The sequence below is a fragment of the Polynucleobacter sp. HIN11 genome (genome assembly GCF_030297675.1).
Classification (GTDB): domain Bacteria; phylum Pseudomonadota; class Gammaproteobacteria; order Burkholderiales; family Burkholderiaceae; genus Polynucleobacter.
This window is the reverse complement of the sequence record NZ_AP028142.1, coordinates 1028470-1041867: the sequence shown is the minus strand read 5'-3', so window position 1 is coordinate 1041867 and position 13398 is coordinate 1028470. Positions and strand designations below refer to the sequence as shown.

General features: G+C 46.1%; 11 protein-coding genes. 7 read left to right on the top strand and 4 right to left on the bottom strand.

Annotation, left to right across the window (positions count from 1 at the left end; genetic code table 11):
• Positions 1–46 precede the first annotated feature (46 nt).
• Positions 47–1807 (bottom strand): amidohydrolase, encoded by a 1761-nt coding sequence (locus QUE60_RS05495; protein WP_286226335.1) that lies wholly within the window; start codon positions 1805–1807, stop codon positions 47–49.
• A 113-nt stretch (positions 1808–1920) separates the two neighbouring features.
• Here QUE60_RS05495 and QUE60_RS05490 point away from each other — a divergent pair, with 113 nt between their 5' ends.
• From QUE60_RS05490 to QUE60_RS05470, 5 genes are all read left to right on the top strand, one after another.
• Complete coding sequence (locus tag QUE60_RS05490; RefSeq protein ID WP_286226334.1) at positions 1921–2730, top strand: hypothetical protein; 810 nt, start codon at positions 1921–1923, stop codon at positions 2728–2730.
• A 16-nt stretch (positions 2731–2746) separates the two neighbouring features.
• Positions 2747–3592, top strand: a complete 846-nt coding sequence (locus QUE60_RS05485; protein WP_286226333.1) for a hypothetical protein — start codon at positions 2747–2749, stop codon at positions 3590–3592.
• Between the two features lie 46 nt (positions 3593–3638).
• Positions 3639–4937 (top strand): lipase family protein, encoded by a 1299-nt coding sequence (locus QUE60_RS05480; protein ID WP_286226332.1) that lies wholly within the window; start codon positions 3639–3641, stop codon positions 4935–4937.
• Between the two features lie 26 nt (positions 4938–4963).
• A complete protein-coding gene (locus QUE60_RS05475) occupies positions 4964–6649 on the top strand; it encodes an alpha-keto acid decarboxylase family protein (RefSeq protein WP_286226331.1) in 1686 nt (561 codons plus the stop codon).
• A gap of 662 nt (positions 6650–7311) precedes the next feature.
• Positions 7312–8400, top strand: a complete 1089-nt coding sequence (locus tag QUE60_RS05470) for a patatin-like phospholipase family protein (RefSeq protein WP_286226330.1) — start codon at positions 7312–7314, stop codon at positions 8398–8400.
• Between the two features lie 18 nt (positions 8401–8418).
• On the opposite strand, the gene QUE60_RS05465 is transcribed toward QUE60_RS05470, so the two are convergent.
• From QUE60_RS05465 to QUE60_RS05455, 3 genes are read right to left on the bottom strand one after another with little or no spacing between them, the layout of a single operon-like run.
• Positions 8419–8916, bottom strand: a complete 498-nt coding sequence (locus tag QUE60_RS05465) for a hypothetical protein (protein ID WP_286226329.1) — start codon at positions 8914–8916, stop codon at positions 8419–8421.
• Positions 8917–8932: 16 nt separating this feature from the next.
• Entirely contained in the window at positions 8933–9871 is a 939-nt protein-coding gene (locus tag QUE60_RS05460; protein WP_286224928.1) for a hypothetical protein, read from the bottom strand.
• Positions 9868–11172, bottom strand: a complete 1305-nt coding sequence (locus QUE60_RS05455; RefSeq protein ID WP_286226328.1) for a glycosyltransferase family 2 protein — start codon at positions 11170–11172, stop codon at positions 9868–9870. The genes QUE60_RS05460 and QUE60_RS05455 overlap by 4 nt, the downstream gene beginning before the upstream one ends.
• A 147-nt stretch (positions 11173–11319) precedes the next feature.
• Here QUE60_RS05455 and QUE60_RS05450 point away from each other — a divergent pair, with 147 nt between their 5' ends.
• Positions 11320–12507 carry an HD domain-containing phosphohydrolase gene (locus QUE60_RS05450; protein WP_286226327.1) on the top strand — a complete coding sequence of 396 codons (1188 nt, stop codon included), beginning with the start codon at positions 11320–11322 and terminating at the stop codon, positions 12505–12507.
• A complete protein-coding gene (locus tag QUE60_RS05445; RefSeq protein WP_286226326.1) occupies positions 12500–13342 on the top strand; it encodes a GGDEF domain-containing protein in 843 nt (280 codons plus the stop codon). The genes QUE60_RS05450 and QUE60_RS05445 overlap by 8 nt, the downstream gene beginning before the upstream one ends.
• The last annotated feature ends 56 nt before the right edge of the window (positions 13343–13398 follow it).

Sequence of the window (13398 nt, the reverse complement as noted above, 5' to 3'; positions counted from 1 at the left end):
TGATATCAAAATAAATATTAATGGTGACAGCGGGTCAAAGCTTTTTTTACCCATACATCTTCTTGCCAGCCACCCAGGTTTGTGAGGCTTTAATGGCACCGACTTTATCTGGGCTAGTGGTGAATGGGTCACCATCGAGGAGAGTGAGGTCAGCATCTTTGCCTACCTCTAGTGTGCCTAAGGAATCTCCTAAACCAATTTGTCGTGCCGCATGCATGCTAATCGCACGCATTGCATGTTGGATATCGACTCGTTGATCAGCGCCGATCACAGAGTTATCGACAATACAACGGCGCATCAGCTGAATCTCCACATGCCGCATGGGATTAAGTGGCATACCAGCCGCTGGGTTATCGGAGTGTACGGTGTAGTTCAGCTTTGCCTTGGCGGCCGCTCCAAAGGGCACCATAAAACCAGCTCTAGGATTACCAAAAATCTGATCACGGTAGGCATTGCCGTACAGGTAAATGAAGTCGGTCATAAAACTGGGTTCATAACCGAGGCGCTTCATTCGATCAATTTGATCTTGCCTTGCCATCGTAGCGTGCTCGACACGAATTAGACCGGTCGATGGGTTGGCGCCATAGACAGTTTCTAAGGCATCTAGATATTGCTGGACAGCCGCATCGCCTTGGCAGTGTGCCAGCATAGTCCAACCAGCTGCTTTGGCATTCTTACAAATCTCGACCATTTGCTCGGATTTATAACCCCCAGTTCCTCGCCGGTTGGTATTGAGATAAGGCTTGGTTTGCCATGCCGTCTCGGCTTGATTCGATCCATCGGACCAGACTTTCATGCCATAGAGCGAGAATCGACTATTCGGAATCACGCGGGCTTTGTGAGAGGGACCTAAGCTAGCAAACGCCTTGCTGTGCTCGACATCGACGCTACTAAAGCTCGCACTTAGGCGAATCGGTAAGACATTGGATAGTTTGGCTAGACCCTCAATCCACTCGGGCTTCACAGTCCCCGGCTCATGTAAGGCTGTAAAGCCAGCCGCCGCAGCCTTATTGGCATATGCGATCACTGCTTTTTCTAAAATCTCAGGAGTTGGTTTGGCAATCGCATGATCCAGCACTTTCATGAGGGCAGGCTGGTTATAAATCATGCCATTGAGCTTGCCATTACTACCTCGACCAAAAAAGCCACCGCCTGGGAGTGGCCCGATACTTTCGGTTACTCCAGCTTTGGAGAAAGCTAAGCTATTGGCTGCGCCTACGTGACCGTTGACATAGATGATGTAGATGGGATGGGTTTTAGAGATAGCATCAAGTTCTGTGAGCGACCAATCGCCACCTTGGAGCAAGTTATCGTAGAAACCAAACACGAGCCATTGACCAGCGGGGGTGCTAGCCACTCTGGATTTGATCATGGCAGCGACATCGGCTTTGGTTTTGTATTGGGCAAAACCAGCATTAATTAGTAATAAATCAAAGAGACTACTCAGAACCGTATGATTATGGGGATCAATCAAGCCTGGCACTAAGGTGCGGCCCTGAAGGTCCACAACCGAAGTAGACGCACTTGCAGTGCGCATTACATCCGAAACCGATCCCAAGCTCAGAATTTTGCCGCCACCAATAGCCAGCGCCTCAACCCGTTTATTGTCACCAGCGATCGGATAAATGGGACCATTGCGAAAAATGACCTCGATGGGTTGGTTACCCTGGGGGACCGAGGGCGCAGCATAGGCTGCAGCGCTTGAGGCAAGTAGGGCACTAGAGTACTTTAAGAATCGGCGACGATCACCCGAAATACCCGAGGTGAGATGTTCGGAGATTACTGTGGAAATACACCATTGGCACATATCGATAACCTTTGTTATTGGACCGCTTGATATGACTAGTAAAAAATGATTTGACTATTTTTTTGTCTAATATAATTTACATTTTTAATCCATCATTAAAAAACATGATCTTTATGAAATCAACCTCTTTCAACCTTTTTCGTCACCCCTTACATGCGATGTTGGCAACCCTCTGTCTCCTGGGGTTCGGTACAGCATCTGCAAATACCGAGAATCCGATTCCCGCCGTTGCTGATCAATGGCGCTTTGAGGTAACCCCTTATCTATGGGCGCCAGGAATCAAAGGTACGATGGGTTTTGATAATGGTCTAGCCCGATCAGCAGACTTCAACTCGAGTAATGTTCTAAGTAATCTAAAGTCTGGCGGCATGATTGCTGCCGAAGCGCACTATGGCAGGTGGGGAATTATGGGTGATCTAGTATCAGCCACTCTTCAAAACTCAGGCTCTATTCCAGTGGCGGGGGGCACTGCTACGGTGGCTGACAAAATAACCTTGCAGCAAACCATCTTGACTGGGGCTGCCACATACACCTTAGTCAACTCTAAAGATGCCTATGTGGATGCTTTATTGGGCGTTCGTGCCATTGATGTCACTGCGACATTAAGTGGCAATCTAGTTGGCACCTCCGAAAAAGAGACGATTTCGAAGACGACATCGACGGTTGACCCGATTATTGGTGCCAAAGGGCGTTACCGCATCGCTGATTCGAGTTGGTATGTCCCGTTCTATGGCGATATCGGTAGCGGCGGCGGTACAACCAATATTACTTGGCAAGCGATGGTGGGTGTGGGTAAATCCTTTGGTAAGTTAATTGATGCCTCATTGAGCTATCGTGCTTTGTACTACGACATGAAAGCCGGCGGCGTCTTACAAAAGACTACGATGCAAGGTCCACAGCTTGCAATCACCTTTAAATTCTGATTCCTAGAACTTTTCTATGACAATCACAAGAATCGTTGGCGCGGCACTCGTGATGAGTGCAATATCTAGTGCTGTAATTGCACAGCAGGCCACGCCGAGTGCTCCCGCAGTACCAACAGGTGGTATTGATACGGTAGCGATTGCCAAGAAATTGGCAAACCCGATCGCAAATATGATCTCGGTACAAACACAGTATGAGTACAGTCGTGGAGTCGGCGTCAATCAAGCCGGCTCTGAACAAAGTTTGTTATTTCAACCTGTTTTGCCGTTTGACTTAGGCGGTGGAGATACCTTCATTGTGCGCCCGATCGTGGCCGGCGTTCGTGAAGTGAGCGTGCAGGGGCCCAGTGGTTCGCCATTTTCTGGTTCTGGAATTGCCAGTGTTACTGTGGAATCTTTCTATGCGCCCAATACCAATTCCTCTTGGATTTGGGGCGTTGGTCCTTATGCTATTTCACCTTCTGGTAATAGCGGCAAGTTTGGTTCGCAACAGACTGGATTGGGTGTTACTGGGGTAGTGCTTAATCGCAAAGGTCCTTGGACTTATGGCTTACTTGGCTACCAATCCTGGGAGGTGGGCGGCAACCCCACCTTCGGTACTCAAAACAATTTATATGGCCAACCCTTTGTAGCCTACACCACCAAAGATGCTTGGACCTTCTCTACCAATATGGAGGCGCTTTACAACTACGACACCCGCCGCACTTCTAATCCACTCTACGCTGGAGTATCGAAAGTAGCGGTCATCGGCGGTCTACCATTCTCTTTCGGTGCAGGCCCCATGTATTACGTCAGTAATACCCCAGGCGGTCCATCCGGTTGGGGTGCTAGAGCAACGGTGACACTGATTATTTTGAAGTAATTTCCTCAACTACTTGCAGTAGATTAATTTTTGTAAAGGATTTCTCGTGAAAAAACTTTTCTTTGCCTTGGCAACTGCTTCTTTATTGAATGTTAGTTTTTCTGCTGCGTATGCTAGTCCTCCGGTGCCACCTTTTTATGCCGATGTCATGAAAATGGCGCCCGAAGGTAAATTGGGTCAAGTGATTAAGCAGGAAAAAATAGCAACCCCAGTAAAAGGTGCGCAAGCGTGGAAGATCGCCTATATTTCATCGGATATTGCAGGGCGCAAAACGATTTCAACCGGTTTGATCGTTGCACCTGTCGCCCCAGCGCCAGCAGGTGGGCGACCTATTCTGTCATGGGCACATGGCACCACTGGGGCCGCTCAAAACTGCGGACCATCCCAAATTATTAATCCTGCGGTGCCATTAAATGAGTATTTCTTGCTTGGTGGAAATTCATGGACCGATTACGGAATCCCAGCTGTTGAAGAGTTTATCAATGAGGGTTACATCATTGTTGCAACTGACTACCAAGGGCTTGGTGGTGGTGGTAGACATCAATATAGTGTTGCAGCTACGAATGGTATGGATACTATTAACGCCGCCCGTGCCGCAGGTTCGATCAAAGAATTGGGCGCCAACAAGAAGACTGTTTTCTATGGTTGGTCACAAGGTGGTGGCGCAGTGATTGCCGCTGCGGGTATGGCTGATTACGTTAAGCAAACCGGAACGGTATTTGATAATTTAGATGTGGTTGGATTCGTTGCTTTAGCTCCTCAGGATATTTCAATTCTTGCTCCCGCAGGTAAATTGGACCAGGCTAGTGCGGATAAGTACTTTCAAGACTCCCAAAAGATGTTTACGGATAGCGTTTTTAACTTTACCCATGCCACGATGTACTATTGGGGAACTCAGGCAGCCTTTCCCAATCTCAAGCTAACCGATGTCTTTACAGAAGAGGGCGCTAAAGTTGCCAATGAGATTTATAGTAATAAGTGTATGCATGTCGCAGCGGATACCTTTAACTTTCTTTATAGCTCTAATTATCGAAACCTACTCAAGCAAAAACCGACTAATACGTTAGCTTGGACTGAGGCAATGGTGAAAGGCGGAGTACCAGCAGCAAAGCCTGTTGCCCCTGTACAAATCTACTTTGGTAATAAAGACACTGCAGTTCCGCCGATGATGCACAAGCTCTATCAAGATCAGGTATGTAAATTAGGCGGTAATGTAGGTAGAATGCAATTGCCTGGTGAGCAGTCTCATTTCACAACCCCGGGATCTTCAAAACCCTTTTATGTTTCTTGGGTCAAAGATCGGATTGCCGGTAAGCCCTTGGCTAATGCGTGTTCTGCAAAATAATGATTTAAAGAAATTAAGGACTGATCATGGTCTCTAAAACCCAAACCGTAGTTGAGTATGTTGTTAATCGTCTGGCGGATTTAGGTATTGATCGAGTTTTTGGGGTACCTGGAGACTATGCGTTTCCTTTTGATGATGCTATTGAGAAATGTGGCCGCCTGCAATGGATTGCATGTGCCAACGAGTTGAATGCTGCATATGCTGCTGATGGTTATGCACGTATCTATGGCGCTTCTATTCTGTCGACCACCTATGGAGTTGGGGAGTTAAGCGCCATTAATGGCGTCATGGGCGCTAAGTCACAACGCTTACCAGTATTCTTCTTAGTTGGTTCTCCGAGTACGCAGATTCAGCGACAAGGTTTGGTTACTCACCACACCTTAGGTGATGGAATCTTTAATAACTTTCAAGCCATTTCCGCATCGGCGTGCTGTGTATCAACCAATCTCACGCCCGATAATGTTATCGATGAAATGGAGCGCGTGATTCGGGAGGCCTTACGCCAGAGCGAGCCTGCTTACATAATTGTCCCCATGGATTTGGCTCTTATGCCAATTATTGGTAATCCTGTAAAGGGTTCACCATTAGCTTCAGTAGGTCGTACCAAGAGCGACCCCGCAAGCCTGGATGCGGCATTAAATTTCATCATGCATAAGGTAAATGCTGCGAAGCAGATCGTTGCATTGCCATCAAATTTAGTAGCCAGTTATGGCTTGCAAGATCAATTTATTGAGTTTTTAAATAAGTCGCAGATGGCTTATGCAACCCCGCCAATGGGTAAAGGGATCATTTCAGAATCTCATCCCAATTATCTTGGTATCTATTGCGGAGTAAGCTCCACTCCCAAAGACTTAAAAGCGGTGGTTGAGGGCGCTGACTTAGTGTTTGATATTGGTGGCTTGATTCCCGAGGACATTAATACGGGAAATTGGACCAATCAGCTTGACCCGGAGAAAACGATTGTGCTGGGTGATCATTTTGTAAAACTTGGAGGGACTATATTTACTGGTGTAGCGCTGGCGGATGTGCTTCAGAGATTAACGGCGCGCATTAATTCAGTTCAAACGGTCCGAACGGCAGAAAAACTTGTAAAGTTCCCAATGGTGGGCACCCCAAGCGACGCGATATGTTCTGCTAATTTCTATCCACGCTTACAAAATATGTTGCGCTCCGGTGATGTGTTGGTTGCTGAAACTGGCACATGCATGCTCTATATGTCCCCGATGCTCTTGCCCGAAGGAGTTGGTTTCCAGACGCAAGCATTATGGGGTTCGATTGGTTGGGCAACCCCGGCAGCTGAAGGTATTTGTATGGCCAATAAAAACGGACGCACGATTATCGTGACTGGTGATGGTTCGCACCAGCTTACCGCTAATGAAATTGGCACAATGGGGCGTTATGGCATTAAACCGATTATTTTTGTTCTGAATAATGCTCTGTATGGTGTAGAGATTGTGGTGAGCGAAACCGGATGGCAATACGATGATTTAGCGAAATGGAATTATGCACAGATTCCTGGGGCAATGGGATGCAGCAATTGGTTTTGTGCCAAGGTATCCACCGTCGCTGAATTGGACTCTGCCATCGATAAGGCTAATTCATATGATGGCGCCTCATACATTGAGGTTATGATTCCAGCATCTGAGAGTCAGCCAGTTCCTATCTCACTGCAAAACCACGTATATAAGGCCAATATCCCAACTATTTCATAGTTTTCTAAATACATCATCCCTTTGATTAAAGGGTGAATGAAAGAGGGCTATGTCACCACGGTTACTGACTGTCAGGGTTTAGGTGGTGTCCGCAATCATCAATAAGAGTGTGAAGGTAATTAATAAAGTATTCAATAATAAGTGTAAGCATTCAAAGGCAGATACACTTAACTTCAACTACAGCAAACTCTCATGAATCTTGCGAAGAAAGCTCCTAGGAATACCTTTGCCTAGATAGAAACATTTTCAAAGGCCAGCATACTGGAGTAAGACTTGTATCGCGAGTCAAAATTTATTTTGGCTCTACTGTTATCACGGCCCCCACCAATCCACAAGCTCTATCAAGTTAAATGTGGAAGCTCGGTGGTAATGTTGGAAGAATGCAGCAACTGGGTGAGCAAAATTATTTTATATCCCATCCAATATCACAACAGTATTACTTGCAATGAATCAAAGAGCGGGTCGCGGGTAAGTCATTAGCCAAGGGTTGTCCCAAAAGTTAACTAATCGATACTCCTTGCTCGTAGATCTTCATTGGTAATGACGAGGGTTTTTTCTTTTGAATTTCTGCGCTTTTAGTATTGATGGTGTGCGATCTCTTGGATTGGTATTATTGTCTTGATGAATTCAATCTTTAAACCCACTGATCGATTACTTTTACTATGCAACGTCGAACCTTTCTGAAAACCTCTGCCTTGGCTGCCTCTGCAATCGCAGGTACTTCCTGCCTAACTCCAGCCCATGCTCAACAAACCGTACCCAAGGGCTTGACTCAAAAAGCTGAGCAGATCTCAGAGAAGATCTTTGGTAACGATGGTTTATCAATTCCAATTGCTACGACACCAAAGGTTTCTGCCTTAGCTAAGGGCCTGGACCGTACGATGGTATTGGGTGGCGGTGGGGAGTATTACATTGCCTGGTATTGCGGATTCTTTCACGGCTTAATGGAAGCTGGCCTTGATATGGCAGGTCTGCCGCAGATGGTGGTGGGAACCTCAGCAGGATCGTATATGGGTTCATCTCTCCTATCGGGGCACTTTGGTCGCCTACGAGGGGAAATGGATTTCTTTGGCGAGTTTCCCAAGATCTTTGCCAAACTTGCACCAACGACTAACCCTAATGCGAGCCAACTCAGAGCGATGGAAATCAATATGAGTGCAACCGATGGCAGCAGTGAAACAAGGCAAGTGATTGGACGAGCTGCACTGGCAGCCGATAACCGTTTGAATAGTTCGCGAGTTGAAGCCCTAGCGGCATTACTCACCGGGGATAGTAAGACCGATTGGCCAACACCCAAAATGTTCACATCATCGATTGATTGCTATACCGGTGAACGGCTAATTGTTGGTCAAGCCAGTGCTAGAAAGAATAAGATTGCATTGGCTCATGCTGTTGCAGCGAGTAGCTCGCTCCCCGGAATCGTGGGACCCACTTTACTTGGCCAGCGTTACGGTATGGACGGTGGAATGTGCTCCAATCCAGCCCATGTTGATGTAGTGGCCGGATCAAAACGTGCTCTAGTGATTACTCTTACCGATGGTGTAACAGGCCCCATTCTGACAAAGATTCCGCATCCGATGGCACAAAATATCAAAGATATTGAGAGTGTTGGCACCAAAGTGAAATGGATTGTGGCGGGAGCGCCGGATGGCATTAATCTAACAGACCCCCGTCAAATTCAACCCGCTCTGCGAGCTGGCTATGAGCGGTCCAAGAGAGAGGCTGCTCAAATTAAGGCCTTTTGGGCCTGAGGTAATCAAAAAATGTACCTAAGAATTGCTTGAGGGGCGAAGGGATTTTGCAGAGTCAGATGCCAAGTTAGCCAGCTTGACTGCTTCAGCTGCCGCTTCAGCTGCACGCTTTGTTGCCGATGCTGCCTCAGCCGATGCCTGAAGCGATGAAGCCTCTGCTTGATGGGCAACTGCAGCAGCCGCCGCTGCTGCTGCCGAGGATGCTGCAGCGGCTGCTTGAATAGCCGCCTCCGCTGAGAACTTGGCAGCCTCGGCCGCCGCTTCAGCCGCAGCAATGACCGATTGACTGGCTGCCTCTCTAGCGGCATTGGCACAGCGCTCGGTCGCGCCTTTGGCATGTTCGGCTGCTAAGCAAGCTTTCTTGGCAGCTTCAGCAGCACTGCTGGTTAGTTCTTTCAGAGAGGCAAGTGCTTTGGTATAGCGCTCATTAACGATCATGTAGCCTTTGCGCAGGTTAATGATCTCAGTCTCATGTGCCACTAATTTGGCATAGATTTTTTCAATATCGTCGTTCATTGTCTCGCTACCATTCCTAAAAAGGGAAAATCAGTTCAGCCATAAAGTAGCGGTAAAAATAATTGGGGCCCAAAAAGCCCGCTGATTTGCCATATCCTGCTTTTGTTCGTAAGAATACATCATTCGCATTGACAGGGCTCGTGAGCGCTAACTCATAGAGTTGTGTAGTTGTACTGGGGCCTTGATCAATGCTTTGCTGCCCTACACCAGCAGTGCCATTGATCATCCAGCCTTGGATACGCTGACGCATCCCCAAGGCCACCATGGATTCGTTATAACTATCTGGGTTGAAGTAGTTGTTCGCGACATTGGTATTGGTATCGCGATACTGGCGGTAGCGCAACTGGGCCGTAATGCCATAATCAGGAATCAGATCGTAAATAATTCTGGCACGCAGGGTGGGGCGGGTATTGGTGTCTGAGAAGTAGAGATTGCCCCCGAACAATACAATGCTTAGCCGCTCCATGACTTGCTGTTCAATGCTAATTCCGCCCATGGTGTAGTAAATACCATTAATCAGAGAGTTTTGGGTTTCTACCCGATCCCGAAACACCATGATCTCTGCCCGCGTAGTGTCAGTCAGCATGGTGGAGTAATTACTGTCAGTCGTCAGCAATTTATAGCCGCCCTCCAAGTTGTAGCCAAGATTAAGGTTATAACCGAGGCCGTTGCGTGGATTAATTTTCTTGGTTACTAACGTATATTGCTCAGCGGTGGAGTTCCAATTACTTTGACTAAAGTAATTGTGTTGGTATTGCAGTCCAGTGTAGTTATCGGCATTCTGATATAGAGGATAGATGCTAGCTTTGTACTTATGAGTTAAAAAGCCCTCACTATCGGACGATACATACACTTCTGGAATTGATATGGCATGTTTTGGCTTGAGAGTTGCATCTTGAGCGCCAACCTGCGTTGTTAGGAGCAATAGGATGAATCCGCCAAGCAGTCTGATCATTTGGTGCCCCAGTGCTTACGAAGATTAAAAATCTCGCTGACATATCCCCAAACACAGGCCGGTTGCAACACCATGCCATAGGCCAAAACATAGAAAATGAAACCAAGATAGTTTTTTCGGATATGAAGATTTTCTTGAACAAACATGGCTTTACTACGGTTATACATCACAATATTGAGTAGAAATGCCATGGGAATTAGGGCAATGGTCATTGGGCCCACGATCCAGTAAATACCGAAGCCAGCAAGGATTAGTCCGGGAATAAAGCCAAAGGTGTAGGCAACATCAATGATTGGGAAGAGGGTGTTCCACCAAATGTAAAGGGTGCTTTTTTGAGCCTTAAAAAGAATGGGCCAATTTTCTTTAAAGGACTCAATCAAACCTCGCGACCAGCGTCGACGTTGATTTACAAATTTCATTAACGTATTTGGGCAGGTTGTGAATGCGCAGGCATTCTCAGCGTGACCTACTCGATAGCCCGCTAGCAGTATTTTCCAGGTCAGCACAATATCTTCACCCACCTTATTTGGCCAGCCCCCAAGGGTCTCAACAGTCTTGCGGTCATAGAGTGAAAAAGCGCCCTGTGCGACTAAGGTTCCCTGAAATAGTGACTGAACCCGCTTTATCGAAGCGATCCCTAAAAAGTAATCCCATTCCTGTGCTTTAGTAATCCAGTTCTCCCGTGAATTCCGAATCAAGATTTCGCCAGCAACTGCGCGAGTGTTGCTAGGATCCGACAAGTAGCGTCCCACGAGGTGACGCAATGCATCTTTTAATAAGTAGGAGTCTGCATCAATTGTGATCACAATATCTGTCGTGCATTCCTTTAGCCCACGATTGAGCGCATTGGCTTTCCCCCCATTTTTTTGTAAATCAATCAACTGGAGCTGGGGATGATCGGGCATAAACCGACTCACGATAGTAGCCGTATCATCTCGGGAGCCATCATTAATCACAATGACATGGACCGCATTGGGATAGTCCTCTTGAAAAATACTATTCAGTGTCGTTGCAATGTCAGAAGCCTCGTTATAGGCTGCAATCAAAATCGTAATGGGAGGGTAGTGCTGTTCCTGTAAGATAGGTGGGCGCTTATCAAGCAGCAAGGAGCTAACCACAAACGCATTCATATAGCCCGGAATAATGGCAATAAATGAGATAAAGAAAATAGCGAGTGGCCAGCCAATAACCTGAGAAAGATCTTGGTACCACGGTAGTGATAACCAAATCGAGATTACCATCCAGGCAAGTGCCGCCATGAGGCAGATCACGTATTTGGCTTTGATTGTTTGATAAGCCATGAATTCAGGTTAACAGGCTGCTTTGGATCTGTATACCAGAGCCTGACTTAATTACGCATGTATGGCGATTTTGATTGACTTATCCATCGAAACTAGTAGTTTTCGGCGTATCATTGACCTTTAATCCAATGAATAGGTAGTCAAGCGTTGGAAAGTCTTAATGATCTGCAGAAGCAAAACTGGGCGCTACTTGCGCACGCGAAGGCATCCTCTGCTTTAGTGCGCTCGAACAACCGGGATGAGCTCATCGAAGGTGTTTGTAATGCAATCGTTAATCAACCACCTTATATACTGGCTTGGGTTGGTCTGGCTATGCAAGACGATCTAAAAACTGTTCAGGTTATTGGTGCGCATGGAGTAGCAGCAGACTATGCCAAGGGTATTGATGTTAAATGGACTGCTGACACATCAGCAGGACAGGGACCCACCGGTCTTTGTATTCAAACCAGTTTGCCTGTTTTGGTTGCGGATTCTGAGAATGACCCTCGCTTTTTACCTTGGCGAGAGCGCTCTAAACTATATGGCATTCGCTCAGTGATTGCTGTTCCAATTAAAGATCATGAACCCCAAGCAATTGGTGCGCTTACGGTCTATGCCAATCTGCCAAATGTGTTTGGTGAGATTGAGGTTCAATTATTTGAGAGTTTGGCTAAGGAAATCGGCTTTGGGCTAGCAGCCATTGAAAAGCAACGCATGCTTGATGAAGAAATCACCAAGCGCGAACAATTAAATACTCAATTAGTTGATTCCTTAAATGCAACCATTGAGGCAATCTCAAAAACAATGGAATGGCGAGACCCCTATACGGCAGGACATCAGAAAAAGGTCGCAGTCTTATCTAGAGCAATCGCACAAAAATTAGGTTGGAGCGAGAAAAAAATTAGAGGCTTATATCTTGCTGCACTAGTTCATGATATCGGGAAGATTGCTACGCCTGCTGAAATTTTAACAAAGCCCTCAATGCTCACAGAAATAGAGATGACTTTAATCAAAGAGCATCCAAAGACCGGATACGACATACTCAAAGATATTCCATTTACATGGCCAATTGCACAAGCGGTTTATCAGCACCATGAGCGCCTTAACGGAAGTGGCTACCCTAATAAATTATCTGGAGACTCAATTATCCCGGAGGCGAAAATATTAGCTGTTGCTGACACGATTGAGGCGATATCCTCTCATCGACCATATCGTCCGGGTTTGGGCTTAGATCGGGCCCTTGAGCAAATCAAAGCAGATGCGGGAATTGGTCTAGACCCTCAGGTTGTCAACGCAGCCTGTACCGTTTTGGCTGATTCAGCATTTCGTCAATTAATGATCATGACTAATGACTGATCTCATCGCCGCTAGTTTATATGCCACTTCTCTGTTATTTCAGATTAGTGCATTCTATTTCTCATTTCAGCTGTTTCGTCGTGCGGGTGTATATCGATTACCTTGTTTATTTTTAATGCTGGGCTTTCTTGCAATTGCATTACGTCAAATTAATTTACTAATTAACACTATTTGGGACAGTGATCCAAATCAACTAGATGCCTTGATTGCTTTAATTACTTCCGGATTATTTATGCTTGGGATGCATTATCTCACTCAGGCTTTTTCTAGTATTGAAATCCAAAGTAGTATTTTCGAGCAAGATGCAAAGGTTGATGCAATGACGGGTGCACTTCGTCGCCAGGAAACGTTTGAACGCTTTGAGCAAGAAATCAATCGAAGTTTTCGTAATCGCCAACCTCTGGCGCTTATCATGATTGATATTGACCACTTCAAGTTTGTGAATGATCGCTACGGACATTTGGTGGGAAATGTAGTGTTAAAAAATTTGGCCATGTCTTGCCAACAAGAATTGCGAGATGTTGATATTTTTGGGCGAGTTGGTGGAGAGGAGTTCTTAGCAATTTTGCCAAATACGCATGAGGATGCTGCGCTAATGATTGCAGAGCGCCTACGAATTCAGATTGAGAATTCTGATCTTGCGCACATTAATAATGAGTCAATTCGAATTACGATTAGTTGCGGAATTGCTATTTTTAAACCAGAAAACGAGTTTGATTTAGTTCATCCAGCCTTAGTGGATAAATATTTTCAGCAAGCTGATTTAGCAATGTATCAGGCTAAGCAGAGAGGGCGAAACCAAAGCGTAGTTTGGTCGGACTCTGAAAGCGCTTAGTTTTATAGCAAATAAGTGATATTACTACTTTAAATAATTTTACATTATGATAAAAA